Genomic DNA, 13549 nt, shown 5'->3' with positions numbered 1-13549 from the left:
GGTGGATCTCAGTCTCGTTTTTCCCCATCAGCTGTTTGAGAACCATCCCGCGATCCAGCCGGGGCGAGCCGTGGCCCTGATCGAGGATCCGCTGCTGTTTGGTTCCGATCCCCGCTGGCCGATCCAGGTGCATCGGCAGCGCCTGCTTCTGCATCGGGCCTCGATGAATGCCTATGCAGAGATGCTTCAGGCCAAGGGCTTCTCTGTGCTGCGGATCCTGCAGGGCCAGGCGGCCAGCACCGCTGTGATCCTCGGCGGTCTGCTCGATCAGGGCTACCGCTCCTTTCATCTCGCGGATCCGGTGGACGATGTTCTGACCCAACGGATCTCCGCCTTCGCATCACGCCATGACTGCGGTCTGGAGGTCGTCCCCACCCCGATGCTGCTCACCCCAGAGGCCGTCATCCATGACCATTTTGGCTCCGGCAAGAAGCCCCTGATGGGTCGCTTCTACGAGATGCAGCGCAAGCGACTGGATCTGCTGATCGATCCGGATGGTGGCCCTGTCGGCGGCCGCTGGAGTTTCGATGCCGACAACCGCAAGAAGCTTCCCAAGGGAATCCTTGTCCCTGAGCTCCCCGCCGAACGTTCGAGCAGCTCGATCGCCATCGTCAACACCGCTCGGCAGCAGCTGATTGATGAGGGGGTGGCCGGCATCGGCAGCTGGGACGGCTTCCATTACCCCGTCACCCATGGCGATGCAGCCCGTTGGTTGGATCAATTCCTCGATCAGCGGCTACGCCAGTTCGGGGCATACGAAGATGCGATCAGCACCCAGCACCAGGTGATGTGGCACAGCGTGCTCACGCCAATGCTCAACATCGGTTTGCTCACGCCGCAGCAGGTGCTGGATCGAACGCTGGAACGGGCTGAGGCCGGTGATGTCCCCCTCAATTCATTGGAGGGATTTCTACGTCAGATCGTCGGGTGGCGAGAGTTCATGGCCGCGATGTACCGGCGCCATGGTGTCGAGATGCGTAACGGCAATTTTTGGGGCTTTGAAGACCGACCGATCCCTTCAGCTTTTTACACCGCTTCCACGGGACTGCCTCCGATTGATGACGCCATCCGCCATGCCCTAGAGACCGGTTATTGCCATCACATCGAACGTCTGATGCTCCTGGGCAACGTGATGCTCCTCTGCGGATTCCATCCAACCCGGATTTACTGCTGGTTTATGGAGCTGTTTGTGGATGCCTACGACTGGGTGATGGTGCCCAACGTCTATGGCATGAGTCAGTTTGCCGATGGTGGCATCTTCACCACCAAGCCTTATCTCTCCGGGTCGAACTACGTTCGCAAGATGTCGGACTACCGCAAAGGCGAGTGGTGTGACACCTGGGATGGCTTGTTCTGGAGTTTCATCCATTGCCATCAAGACTTCTTCCGGCGCCAATACCGCCTGGCGATGATGGCCCGGAATCTGGATCGCATGGCTTCCGATGTTCTGGCGGCCCATCAACGCCGGGCCAGCGATTTTCTTGACGCTCTCACCTGAACCCTGCGTAAGGTCGCTCCAGAGCAGTTGTGTTGATGACGTTTTCGCCTGAGGCCTACCTCTGGTTCAAGACCCTGCACATCGTTGGAGTTGTGGTGTGGTTTGCAGGCCTCTTCTACCTGGTGCGCCTGTTCATCTACCACGTTGAAACCGAGGAACTGGCGCCGGAATTGCAGCAGCCGTTCCGCGATCAATACACCTTGATGGAGAAACGTCTCGCCAACATCATCACCACGCCCGGTATGGCGGTGGCGGTGTCGATGGCCATCGGGTTGCTGCTGGCCCAGCCCTCCTGGCTTCAGCAGGGCTGGATGCACGCCAAGCTCGCCTTCGTGGCGGCTTTGCTGGCCTATCACGTGTTTTGTTACCGGCTGATGGGCCAACTCCACGCCGGCACCTGTGCCTGGTCGGGCAAGCAGCTCCGCGCCCTCAATGAGCTGCCCACGTTGCTGCTGGTGATCGTGGTGATGCTGGTGGTGTTCAAAACACAGTTCCCGACCAGCGCAGCGAGCTGGTTCATCGTCGCCCTGGTGGTGTTCATGGCGGCGTCGATTCAGTTCTATGCCCGTTGGCGCCGACTGCGGGCCGAAGCCTCCGCCAAAGCTTGAGATGAGGGCTGAGATGACCCATCCGCTCAAGGCTGTTCTCGACCAGGTGGGACCGTCGAGCTGCCCCACCACGCACAACTTTCACTGCCATACCGTCTGCAGCGACGGCAGCCTCGAACCGCTGGCTCTGATTCAGCAGGCCACCGAGCGGGGGCTCCAGCATCTTGCGGTGACGGATCACCACAGCAGCCAAGCCCATCAGGAAATCCAAGCCTGGCTGAAGCAGCAGCGCGGCAGCGGTGCGGTGCTCCCCACGGTCTGGAGCGGCATGGAAATCAGTGCACTGCTGAAGGGTTGCCTGGTTCATGTCCTCGCCCTTGGCTTCGAGCTGAACCACCCTGCGCTTCAGCCTTACAACCGTGGTGATGCCGTTGTCGGTGAACCGCTAAGGGCTGAGGCGGTGGTCAAGGCCATCCATGACGCCGGTGGATTGGCGGTGTTGGCCCATCCCGCCCGTTATCGCCTGGGTCATGACCTGTTGATCGATGAGGCGGCTCGTCTCGGTTTCGATGGCGGTGAAGCCTGGTACGACTACGACATGCAACCAACCTGGTCTGCCAGTCCGTTGATCTGCGAATCCATCGATCGACAGCTGAGCAACCTTGGCCTTTTGCGTACGTGTGGCACCGATACCCATGGAATTGACCTTTGCGGCCGCTAAGTTCATCCCATCTCAGTTCCGGTCGACATGGGCTTCTTGGATCGTCTGCTGAAAAAGGATTCCGCAGAGTCCGACTCCACGATTCAGCCGCGCAAGCCAGCGAAGGACAAGCCGGCCGAGTTCTTCCTCGATGCCGATTCCTCATCCTCACTGGGTGACGTGGACTACATGCGGGAGTCGAAGACGATTCGTCGCACCTTCCCCGGCACGGTCGACAGCCCCGGCACCAAGGAGCAGATCATGGAGGTGGCCGCTGAAACCGGGAAGCTTGAAAAGCGCAGCGAAGGCCTCGGTGGTGTTGTCAAAAAGGAAGAATCAATCAGCCTCAATGCGGGCATCCCTACACCGGTGAAGAAAACCTTCGCCGAGCAGGTGAGTACGGAGGAGATGAGCAAGCGCCTCAAGGGCACGGCCATCACCGGTGTGAATACACCCGCTCCCGCAGATGCTGCTCCCGTTGGACGCAAGGAAGAGCTCAAGGCACAGGAACAACCGGTGGCTAAGGCTGGTTCCGCTGCGCCTTCCTCGAAGCCTGGATCGATCGATCCCTTCCGTCAGATGGTTCGCGACCTCAACAAATAGGGCTTCCCCGTTCAATTTGGGCTTCGCTGCTGTTCACCAGCGTTTGCAGGTGCAGCAGCTGCTCATCAGTTGCTGAAGCCCAAAGGCCTCGATTCGAGGCCTCCAGAAGTCGTTCGGCCATGTCCCTCAGCACCCAGGGATTGCTTGCCTTTAGGAAGTCGAGAATCCGCGACTGACTCAGCCACTCATCACACAGCGCGCCATAGCACCAATCGGGAACGCGATCGGTGGCGGCGTCGTAGGCAAACAGGTAATCAAGGCTGGCCCCCATCTCGAAGGCCCCCTTGTAGCCGTGTCGCATCATTCCCTCGATCCAGCGGGGGTTGAGCATCCTGCTGCGCATCACCTTGTCCAGTTCCTTCTCGAGCCGATGCAGGCGAGGCCGCTCGGAGCGGGAATGGTCCCCGAACCAAAGCTGCGGACGGACTCCTGACACCTCCTCCACCGCGGCACTAAGGCCACCCTGGAACTGGTAGTAGTCGTCGGAATCAAGCAGATCGTGCTCGCGATTGTCCTGGTTGTGGAGCACCACCTGCACTCTGCCCAAGGCCCGCTCCAGGCCGGAACGATCGAGGCTGGGGGCGGCGCCACCGTCGTATGACCACTGGCTCCAGCTGAGGAAGGCTTGGCCCAGGTCTGCTCGGGATTCCCAGGCACCACTGTCGATCAGAGCCTGCAGACCGGCTCCATAGGCACCGGGGGCGGATCCATAGATGCGGCCCTGTGGTCCTCCTTGACGGGTGAGCTCGGCTAGGGGGTTGAGTTCATCCGGTTCATCGAGGGCCGCAATCATCGACTGGGCCTGATGCACCCAGCCCACCAATTGGGGAAATGCATCGCGAAACAGTCCGGAGATGCGCAGCACCACATCCACCCGTGGTCGCCCCAGCAAGCGGGCTGGAATCACCTCCAGGTCCACCAGCCTTCGGGTGGGACCGTCCCAGACCGGTCGAACACCAATCAGGGCCAGCAGCTGGGCGATGTCTTCTCCGCCATTGCGCATCGTGGCCGTTCCCCACACCGAAAGCGCCAAATGGCGCAGCGGCTCCCCCTGCTCCAGCAGATGCAGGTCCAATAGCTGTTCTGCTGAGCGTCGCCCCAGGTCCCAAGCGGCTTCCGTGGGCAAGCCCCGAAGATCGACGGAATAAAAGTTCCGGCCTGTGGGCAGCACATCGGGACGGCCACGACTCGGAGCTCCTGACGGTCCAGCAGCAATGCGCTGACCCTGAATGCCCCGAAGGAACGCCGCTTTTTCGGCTGCAGCACAACCGCTCAAGCGGGGCCAGAGGTCGTTGCGCAGGTTCAGCAGGCAGGGATCCTCCGGGTTCCAGGTCCGGAAGGGTTCCGCCAGCCCGTCGCACTGTTCCCCATGGACGACCTGACGGATCAACAGCTGAGCCTGCTGCTCAAGCCACGCACAACCATCCCCAACACGACGGCAGTCCGAGCCGCCCAGCACCCTCAGGTGGGTCTGGTCCGCCTCCGAGAGCTTGTCGCCTTCGTCCTGTTGCCAGGGGTCGAAGCCCAGACCTGCCTGCAGGGCCATGGCTTGCAGCAAGCCAGGCTGTCCCTGTCTGGGGGGACGGGCCAGGGCAACAAGCAGTTCATCGGCGGCTTTTGCCGATGGCGCAACACCGAACCGATGTAGGCCCGTGCGGATCTGCGATTCCTTCAGCTCGCAGAGATAGGTCTCCGCCTGATCGAGACAGCTCTCCAGCAGCTCCGGTTGTCGGCGAATGTCCTCTTCGCTGGGGATTCCTGGCCAGTTGAGGGACAGCAAGCTGGCATGCACCGACTGTTCCAGCACCTGGGCCCGCTGCCCCCCCAGCTGTCGTACCTCCACCAGTTCGTCGAGCAGTCCCTCCAACCGTTGCAGTGGTCCGTGCAACCCAGCACGACCCAAGGGCGGCGTGAGATGGTCCAGCACCACGGCGTGACCGCGACGCTTGGCCTGGGACCCTTCGCCTGGGTCATTGACGATGAAGGGGTAGAGATGTGGGATGGGGCCGAGGGCCAGCCCGGGGCCGCAGGCATCGCTTAACCCCACTGACTTGCCCGGCAGCCATTCCGCACTGCCGTGCTTGCCCACATGCAGCATCACCTGGGTTTGATGCACGCTGCGCAGCCAGAGGTATTGGGCCAGATACCGGTGCGGTGGCGGCAGATCCGGTGAGTGGAGATCGGCGATCTGGTCGGCGTCATAGCCACGATCCGGCTGGATCAGCACCACCACATGACCGAAGCGCAGGCCGTGAATGGCAAACCCCTGGTTTGGATCCAGATCGCAGGCGGTCTCTGGAGGTCCCCATCGAGATTCGATCAAGCATCGAGCCTGCTCCGGAACAGTTCCCCACCACTGCTGATAGGTGGTGAGGGGCAGATGATCCAGTGGTGGTCGGTGCTGTCCCTCTGGTGCATTGGTGCGACCGGACAACAGCTGTTGCATCAAGCCATCGCCGGTATCCGGCAAGGCCTCCGTGCCCAGGTCATGGCCTGCGTCCTCCAGCCATCGGAGCATCCGCGCCGTGCTGTCCGGTGTATCGAGGCCAACACCATTGGCTACACGGCCATCGCGCACGGGATAGTTGGCTAACACCATGGCGATGCGCCGCTCGGTGCATGGGGTCTGGCGCAACTCCACCCAGTGCAGGCAGTGCTCGACCAGCCATGCCAGCCCCCGTTGATCCGGCCGCAGACAAGGAATGGCCGTGGCCAGAGGTCCGCTCGTCTGCCGGTGCTCACGAAAACCGCAGGGCCGCGTGGTGATCCGAGCATCCAGCTCCGGCATCACCACTTGCAAGGACAGGTCCATCGGATTGAGCCCCTGGCTGCTCTCCAGCCACTGGGCACGGCTGCGGCTGCTGCTGAGCAGTTGCAACACCGGTCGATCCAGCCGATCCCAGAGGGGGCTGCCCAAGCCGGCCTGTTCGGCCTGCACTGAGGCAAAGGACGTGCCCGCGATCACGAGCTCAGCGTTTTGCTGTTCCAACAGGTCATGAACTCCGGCCTGTACTGCCGGGTCTCTCAAGCTGCTGACCCAGAGCAGGCAGGGTCGCAGTCCCTGTTGCCGAAGTGCGGCCGTGAGTTCATCCGCCAGGGCCAGATCTCCGGCCTGAAACTGAGCTCGATAGAGCAGCACGCCAACCGCGGCCCCCGGTTCATCGCGCCAATCCCAGGGCATCGGATCGGGGCAAGGCACCACCGCGACGCTGTCGGGTGATGGGGGGGTGCCCTCCAGCAGGGCCTCGAGGGCCTTCAAGCACTGCCCCATGTTGTCGATGCCGCCTTCCCGGAGCAGTGCCGACAGCTGATCCGCCAGTTCAGGGCTGCAGGATCCCAAACCATGTAGCTCGTTGCTCTGATCGGCGGTTCCGGCAAGGACGATCAGTTGCCGCTGCGTCGCTTCGCCGCACCAGCGCTGCAGTTGCTCCAGGCCATAGCTCCAGTGCCCACGGCTGCCAAGCAGGCGCACCACAATCAACCTCGCCGCTTGGGCGGTGGTGTTGAGGTAGTGGTCCAGCTGGGCTGGGTGGTCCAGGCAGCTCAGGGGCAATGCCCGGATCCGATCGTTCCAGGCCGGGTTGCTCGCCAGGCTCGCGTCGAGGCAGCTGATGTCCGTGCCAGCGCTGGTGAGGAACAGCACGTCCGCGACCGGCTGCTCGACGAGCACCACATCTTCCGGTGGGTCTAGACCCGGACAGGTGGCAAGGCGATGCATGACCTCATTCTCCGTGTTTGTGGTGACCGGTGGTGAGAAGATTCAGCGGTCGGATCCATCACGGTGATGCATCAGTTCCTGCCCTATGCCTGGTTCCAGGGCCAGTGCGTTCCCTTCGAGGAGGCCAGGATCTCCATTGCCACCCATGCGTTGCACTACGGCACCGGTGCCTTCGGCGGCATGCGTGCCATACCCGATCCCGAGAACAGCAACACCATGCTGTTGTTCCGCGCTGATCGTCATGCCCGACGTCTCAGCCAGAGCGCCAGGTTGCTGCTCACGGATCTCAGTGAGGAGACGATCCTCTCAGCCCTCACCGCGATGCTGCAGGCCAACAAGCCTGACCAGCCGATCTATCTGCGGCCCTTCGTTTACACCAGCGATCTGGGCATTGCCCCGCGCCTTCACAACATTGAGACCGATTTCCTGATTTACGGCCTTCCCTTGGGGGATTACTTGTCCCCGGAGGGGGTGAGCTGCCGAATCAGCAGTTGGACCCGCCAGGAGGACCGTTCCCTGCCGCTACGCGGCAAGATCTCTGGCGCCTACATCACCAGTTCGCTGGCCAAGACGGAAGCCGTTCAGAGCGGTTTCGACGAAGCACTGCTGTTAAACAGTCGCGGCAAGATCAGTGAAGCCAGTGGCATGAACCTTTTTCTGGTGCGTGATGGCCAGCTGATCACGCCTGGAGTTGATCAAGACATCCTCGAGGGCATCACCCGCGCCAGCGTGATTGAGCTGGCCAAAGCGATGGATATTCCTGTGATTGAACGTCCGGTCGACAAAACCGAATTGTTCATCGCCGATGAAGTATTCCTTTCCGGCACGGCCGCCAAGGTGACGCCGATCCGTCAGATCGAATCCACGGTGCTGAATGCCAAGCGCCCTGTGATGGATGCGCTGAAGGCCAAGCTCGTGGGGATCACCGAAGGGCGAGACCCCGCCTATGAGCACTGGGTGACTCGCATTCCGATCTCCTGAAGGAACAGCCTGAAGTTCGTCCTGAGCTTTTCTTAAGATCGGTGCTTCTCCTGGGGTGAATGGATGGTGGTGACGCAGGCAGATCGGCAAGCCACCACCTCTGCATTCCTCAAGTACCTGCATGGGCCGCAGCGCCCTGTGTTGGTGTTCGACGGCGCCACAGGCACCAGTCTTCAGGGTCTGGGGCTGACCGCTGATGATTTCGGTGGTCCTGAGCTGGAGGGCTGCAACGAGAACCTTGCGGTCACCAAACCGGATGCGGTTAAGGCTGTGCATCGCCAGTTCCTCGAGGTGGGCTGCGATGTCATCGAGACCGACACCTTCGGGGCTGCATCAATCGTCCTGGCGGAGTACGGCCTGGAGGACAAGGCCTTCGAGCTGAACAAGCGGGCAGCCGAGCTGGCACGGGAGATTGCTGATGAATTCAGCACCCCTGAGAAGCCACGCTTCGTGGCGGGGTCCATGGGACCCACCACCAAGCTGCCCACCCTCGGCCACATCGATTTCGACACCATGCGGGACTCGTTCCGCGAGCAGGCTGAGGGACTGATCGCCGGCAACGTCGACCTGTTCATCGTCGAAACCTGTCAGGACGTGCTGCAGATCAAGGCAGCTCTCCAGGGCATCGAAGAAGCCTTTGCCGCCACTGGTGAGCGGCGGGCCCTGATGGTGTCGGTGACGATGGAAACCACGGGCACCATGCTTGTTGGCACGGACATCGCTGCCGTGGTGTCGATCCTTGAGCCGTTCCCGATCGACATTCTTGGCCTGAACTGCGCCACCGGTCCGGAGCAGATGAAGGAGCACATTCGCTATCTCTCCGAGCATTCCCCCTTCACTGTCAGCTGCATTCCCAATGCAGGTCTGCCAGAAAACGTTGGCGGTGTGGCCCATTACCGCCTTACGCCGGTGGAGCTGAAGATGCAGCTGATGCACTTCGTTGAAGACCTCGGCGTGCAGGTGATCGGTGGTTGCTGCGGCACCACTCCCGCCCACATCGGCAGCCTGGCGGAACTGGCGCAGGAGCTCAAGCCTGCACAGCGCCCCTCCCGCTGGGATCTCGCCAGCGCGGAAGATGTGCGCCCTAGCCTCAATTACGAGCCCGCCGCGTCATCGATCTATGGCGTTACGCCTTACCACCAGGACAACTCTTTCCTGATCATTGGTGAGCGGCTCAATGCCAGCGGCAGCCGCAAGGTCCGCGAACTGTTGGCAGAGGAAGACTGGGACGGGCTGGTGTCGGTGGCCCGTGGCCAGGTGAAGGAAAACGCCCACGTGCTCGATGTCAACGTCGACTACGTCGGTCGCGATGGCGAACGGGATATGCACGACTTGGTGAGCCGTCTGGTCACCAACGTCAACCTGCCCCTGATGCTCGACTCCACCGAGTGGCAGAAGATGGAGGCGGGCCTGAAGGTGGCAGGGGGCAAGTGCATCCTCAACTCCACCAACTACGAAGACGGTGACGAGCGCTTCTTCAAGGTTTTGGAGCTTGCCCGCCGCTATGGCGCCGCTGTGGTGGTCGGCACGATCGACGAAGACGGTATGGCCAGAACGGCCGAGAAGAAGTTCGCCATCGCCCAGCGGGCCTATCGCGATGCCCTGGAGTTCGGGATACCGGCCCACGAGATCTTTTATGACCCCCTGGCACTTCCCATCTCCACTGGAATCGAGGAAGACCGTCTGAATGGTCGCGCCACCGTGGATGCCATCCGGATGATCCGGGACAACCTCCCTGGTGTGCACGTGGTGCTCGGGGTCAGCAATGTGAGTTTCGGCTTGTCACCGGCGGCCAGGATCACCCTCAATTCGGTCTTCCTCCACGATTGCTGTGAGGCCGGCATGGACTCGGCCATCGTCAGCCCCGCCAAGATTCTTCCGTTGATCAAGATCAGCGATGACCACCAGAAGGTGTGTCGGGATTTGATCAATGACAACCGCCGTTTCGAGGACGGCATCTGCGTCTACGACCCGCTGACTGAACTCACCAAGTTGTTCGAGGGAGTCAGCACCAAGGAAGCCCGTGCTTCAGGCCCCTCACTGGCCGATCTGCCGATTGAGGAGCGGCTCAAGCAGCACATCATTGATGGTGAGCGCATCGGCCTTGAGCCCTCCCTGGACGAGGCGCTGCAGACCTATCCCCCTCTGCAGATCATCAACACTTTCTTGCTCGATGGCATGAAGGTGGTGGGTGAATTGTTCGGCAGCGGCCAGATGCAGCTCCCCTTCGTGCTGCAAAGCGCCGAGACGATGAAATCCGCCGTGGCTCACCTCGAGCCGCACATGGAAAAAGGCGAGGGTCAGAGCACGAGCAAGGGCAAGTTCCTGATCGCCACGGTCAAGGGTGATGTCCACGACATCGGCAAGAACCTGGTGGACATCATCCTTACCAACAACGGCTTTGAGGTGATCAACCTCGGCATCAAGCAGAGCTGTGACGCGATCGTTGAGGCCCAGCGTGAGCATCAGGCCGATTGCATCGCCATGAGCGGTCTGCTGGTGAAATCCACGGCTTTCATGAAGGACAACCTCCAGGCCTTCAACGATGCGGGCATCGATGTTCCTGTGATCCTCGGCGGTGCGGCCCTGACGCCGCGCTTTGTGAATAAGGACTGCCGCGAGGTTTATGACGGCAAGGTGATCTACGGCCGTGATGCCTTCGCTGATTTGCGCTTCATGGATGCGTTGATGGACGCGAAGCGGAGCGACAACTGGAGCAACACCAAGGGCTTTCTGGTTGATGCCCCCCAAGGCGTCGGCCTGGATGAAGAGTCGACAACCTCCGAGACCGCTGAGGAGTCCTCCGCTTCTACAACGGATGCTCCAGCAGCGGATCTGCCGCCGGTGAGCTCAGATCGTTCTGACGCCGTCCCTTCTGAAACCGCACCAGTGCCTCCCTTCCTGGGTTCTGCTGTGATCACCGAGGTCGACATCGACATCGCTGAGGTCTTCCACTACCTGGACCGCAATGCTCTCTTCGCTGGCCAGTGGATGCTCCGCAAAACCAAGGAACAGAGCCGGGACGATTACGAGGCGATGCTCGCGGAGAAGGCAGAGCCCGTGCTGCAGGAGTGGATGCAGCGTTGTATCGACGAGTCACTGCTGACCCCCCGGGCGGTGTACGGCTACTTCCCTGCCGGACGCGATGGCAACAGCCTTCGGGTGTTCGATGTCGATGGCAAGCGGGAACTCGGACGTTTCGAACTTCCCCGTCAGCGGTCTGGCAACCGCTACTGCATTGCCGATTTCTTCAACGATCTGGACTCTGATGGACGCCCTACGGACGTTCTGCCGATGCAGGCCGTGACCATGGGGCAGAAGGCCTCCGTTGTGGCTCAGGAGTTGTTCAAGGGCGATCGCTACAGCGACTACCTCTATTTCCACGGCCTTGCGGTGCAGATGGCCGAAGCGATGGCTGAATGGGTGCACGCACGCATTCGCGCCGAACTTGGCTTCGCTGATCCTGATGGCATGGCACTGCGGGATGTGCTGGCACAGCGTTATCGCGGTAGTCGTTACTCCTTCGGCTACCCCGCCTGCCCCAACGTGGCTGATTCCAGGCAGCAGCTGGAATGGCTCGGCGCCGACCGTATCGGTCTCAGCATGGATGCGAGCGACCAGCTCGAACCGGAGCAAAGCACCACAGCACTGGTGGCTCTCCACTCCCAGGCGCGTTACTTCAGCGCCTAAGCCCTGAGGAGCGTCCCATAGCCTTAGGCGCCCTGTTTCTGCTCACCATGGCCATTGCCGGACCGGATGGAGTCGATGCCGCCATCAAAGCGGGTGTCGATCTCGATGGAAGTCCAATCCCTGAAGCGATGCTCGCTCTCTACAACCAGGTGATGGATCTGGAAAGTCAGCGCACTCGCAGCGGTGTTCTGAAATCGATGCGCAACCGGGTGGTCAAGACCGGAGCCAAGCATTTCGACCAGGAAACGCTCAATCAGAGGCTCCAGGAGGCCGGATGGGACGGTCTGAAGGACAAGGAGATCGCTTTCTTCTACGGATGATCTCCTGCTGACCGAGGCACAGCCTCTGCCGGGCTCATTCCTGGCAGAGCTTCTCCATAGTGTCGATCACCTCTTGCTGAAACGATTCCAGGGCATTGGACTCGCTCAGATCAAGGCCTTCGCCAGCAGCGTTCTGGGCTAGGTCCTGGAAATGAAAGGCTCCCTCTCCATTGGCCAGGAACTCGATCGCCGAGCTTTCGCCGCTCTCGCGAAACGCATCGCAGAGCGCCAGAAACGCGGCGTCTTCAGTGAACTCCCAATCCATCGAGTGGACATGACTGAATGACCTTTAACCCGCTCCCCCAGGGGTTCGTCAACCGTCTGAAGTCAAAATGTGCCAGTCCTTGGGCAGACTCCCCCTTAATTCAGCGCTCAGATGTCCAGCAATAGCCCCGAATTTCCGCCGGCCAGGAACGTTCTTGGCGACCCACTGCAAAGTTGCAGTTGCGAGCCGATGACGGGTTGGTACCGCAATGGTCTCTGCCAAACCGATCCATCCGATCTCGGCCAGCACAGCATCTGTTGCGTGATGACCGAGCAATTTCTCAATTACAGCAAGGCCCAGGGCAATGACCTGACCACTCCGATGCCCGCCTTTCAGTTCCCGGGCTTGCAACCGGGGGACCACTGGTGCGTCTGTGCGCCGCGCTGGAAGCAGGCCTACGAAGATGGCGTCGCGCCGTTGGTGCGCTTGGAAGCAACGGAAGACACGGCCCTGACCGTGGTCAGCCTTGAGCAGCTGAAACAGCACACTCACCAATCGATCGACTGACCGTCCCAGGCGAGAAAAGCCCCTGACTGTTCTGGGGTCTGTTGCAGCAATACCGCCACCAACTGCTGAGCGGCCCGTTCGGGTGAGAACAACTTGTCCGGTGCCACGAAGCTCTGGAACGGACGAGACAGGGCTGTGTCCGTCGTGCCGGGATGAAGCAGGCTCACGGTGGCCAACGGCCAGCGGCGGGCCCATTCAATGCTCAGACAGCGCAGCAGTTGGTTCTGAGCCGCCTTGGCCGCTCTGTAGCCGTACCAGCCCCCGGTGCGGTTGTCGCCGATGCTGCCCACGCGAGCGCTGAGGCTCGCAAAGTGAAAGGGTTGATCCCTTTGCAGCAGAGGTTCAATCGCTTTGGCCAGAAGGATCGGAGCCATGGCATTGATCCCGAATTGCTGCTCCAACTGGGAGCGTTCGACCTGTTGAAGACGTTTTTCCGGTTGAAGTTCAGGCCCATGCAGACGGCCGCTGCAGTTGAACACCAAACGAAGCGGCAGGCCCTCCGCACGCAAGCTCGTGTTCAATCGATCCAGATCGCTGTCGTTTTCGAGGTCAAGCTGCAGTGAGGATTCGGGCGGTCCATGACGTCCGGCCGTCAGCACCTTCAGATCAGGGCAGCACTGCTTTAGTTCCGCCGCCACTGCTGATCCGATCCCACCGGGGCCAACCACCAGGGCCAGGCCAATCCAGTCGGTCGAGGCTGCTTCGACCATGTGATCTTG

At 61.1% G+C, this 13549-nt stretch carries 11 protein-coding genes; 8 read left to right on the top strand and 3 right to left on the bottom strand.

Going from position 1 to position 13549, the window contains the following annotated elements:
• Window position 1 precedes the first annotated feature (1 nt).
• From Q3Y53_RS04440 to Q3Y53_RS04425, 4 genes are read left to right on the top strand one after another with little or no spacing between them, the layout of a single operon-like run.
• Window positions 2-1498, top strand: coding sequence for a cryptochrome/photolyase family protein (locus Q3Y53_RS04440; RefSeq protein ID WP_303533347.1), 1497 nt, complete (start codon window positions 2-4; stop codon window positions 1496-1498).
• A gap of 35 nt (window positions 1499-1533) precedes the next feature.
• Window positions 1534-2106: a protoporphyrinogen oxidase HemJ gene (hemJ, locus tag Q3Y53_RS04435; RefSeq protein WP_226423876.1), complete on the top strand. Its 573-nt coding sequence runs from the start codon at window positions 1534-1536 to the stop codon at window positions 2104-2106.
• A gap of 13 nt (window positions 2107-2119) precedes the next feature.
• Window positions 2120-2767, top strand: coding sequence for a PHP domain-containing protein (locus Q3Y53_RS04430; RefSeq protein ID WP_303533343.1), 648 nt, complete (start codon window positions 2120-2122; stop codon window positions 2765-2767).
• Window positions 2768-2794: 27 nt separating this feature from the next.
• Window positions 2795-3349: a hypothetical protein gene (locus Q3Y53_RS04425; RefSeq protein WP_226423878.1), complete on the top strand. Its 555-nt coding sequence runs from the start codon at window positions 2795-2797 to the stop codon at window positions 3347-3349.
• Here Q3Y53_RS04425 and cobN read toward each other — a convergent pair.
• Window positions 3339-7067 carry a cobaltochelatase subunit CobN gene (gene cobN, locus Q3Y53_RS04420; protein WP_303533339.1) on the bottom strand — a complete coding sequence of 1243 codons (3729 nt, stop codon included), beginning with the start codon at window positions 7065-7067 and terminating at the stop codon, window positions 3339-3341. The two genes, Q3Y53_RS04425 and cobN, sit on opposite strands and share 11 nt — an antisense overlap.
• Window positions 7068-7133: 66 nt before the next feature.
• On the opposite strand from cobN, the gene Q3Y53_RS04415 reads away from it, so the two are divergent.
• From Q3Y53_RS04415 to Q3Y53_RS04405, 3 genes are all read left to right on the top strand, one after another.
• The gene (locus Q3Y53_RS04415; RefSeq protein ID WP_226423880.1) at window positions 7134-8048 is read left to right on the top strand and encodes a branched-chain amino acid transaminase; all 915 of its coding nucleotides are present in this window, start codon (window positions 7134-7136) and stop codon (window positions 8046-8048) included.
• Between the two features lie 63 nt (window positions 8049-8111).
• Complete coding sequence (gene metH / locus Q3Y53_RS04410; protein ID WP_303533335.1) at window positions 8112-11738, top strand: methionine synthase; 3627 nt, start codon at window positions 8112-8114, stop codon at window positions 11736-11738.
• Between the two features lie 47 nt (window positions 11739-11785).
• The gene (locus Q3Y53_RS04405) at window positions 11786-12058 is read left to right on the top strand and encodes a DUF4090 family protein (RefSeq protein WP_303533332.1); all 273 of its coding nucleotides are present in this window, start codon (window positions 11786-11788) and stop codon (window positions 12056-12058) included.
• A 34-nt stretch (window positions 12059-12092) separates the two neighbouring features.
• Here Q3Y53_RS04405 and Q3Y53_RS04400 read toward each other — a convergent pair whose 3' ends face one another.
• On the bottom strand, window positions 12093-12323 hold the full coding sequence (locus Q3Y53_RS04400; RefSeq protein ID WP_226423883.1) for a hypothetical protein: 231 nt from the start codon (window positions 12321-12323) through the stop codon (window positions 12093-12095).
• A gap of 111 nt (window positions 12324-12434) precedes the next feature.
• Here Q3Y53_RS04400 and Q3Y53_RS04395 point away from each other — a divergent pair, with 111 nt between their 5' ends.
• Window positions 12435-12830 carry a DUF2237 family protein gene (locus Q3Y53_RS04395; protein WP_303533328.1) on the top strand — a complete coding sequence of 132 codons (396 nt, stop codon included), beginning with the start codon at window positions 12435-12437 and terminating at the stop codon, window positions 12828-12830.
• Here Q3Y53_RS04395 and Q3Y53_RS04390 read toward each other — a convergent pair.
• Window positions 12812-13540: an SDR family NAD(P)-dependent oxidoreductase gene (locus Q3Y53_RS04390; protein WP_226423885.1), complete on the bottom strand. Its 729-nt coding sequence runs from the start codon at window positions 13538-13540 to the stop codon at window positions 12812-12814. The two genes, Q3Y53_RS04395 and Q3Y53_RS04390, sit on opposite strands and share 19 nt — an antisense overlap.
• Window positions 13541-13549 lie beyond the last annotated feature (9 nt).

Origin of the sequence: Synechococcus sp. YX-04-1 (assembly GCF_030546365.1) — a bacterium.
Lineage (GTDB): Bacteria > Cyanobacteriota > Cyanobacteriia > PCC-6307 > Cyanobiaceae > Parasynechococcus.
Note: the sequence above shows the minus strand (reverse complement) of the source record. Positions and strands in the feature narration are given on the sequence as shown.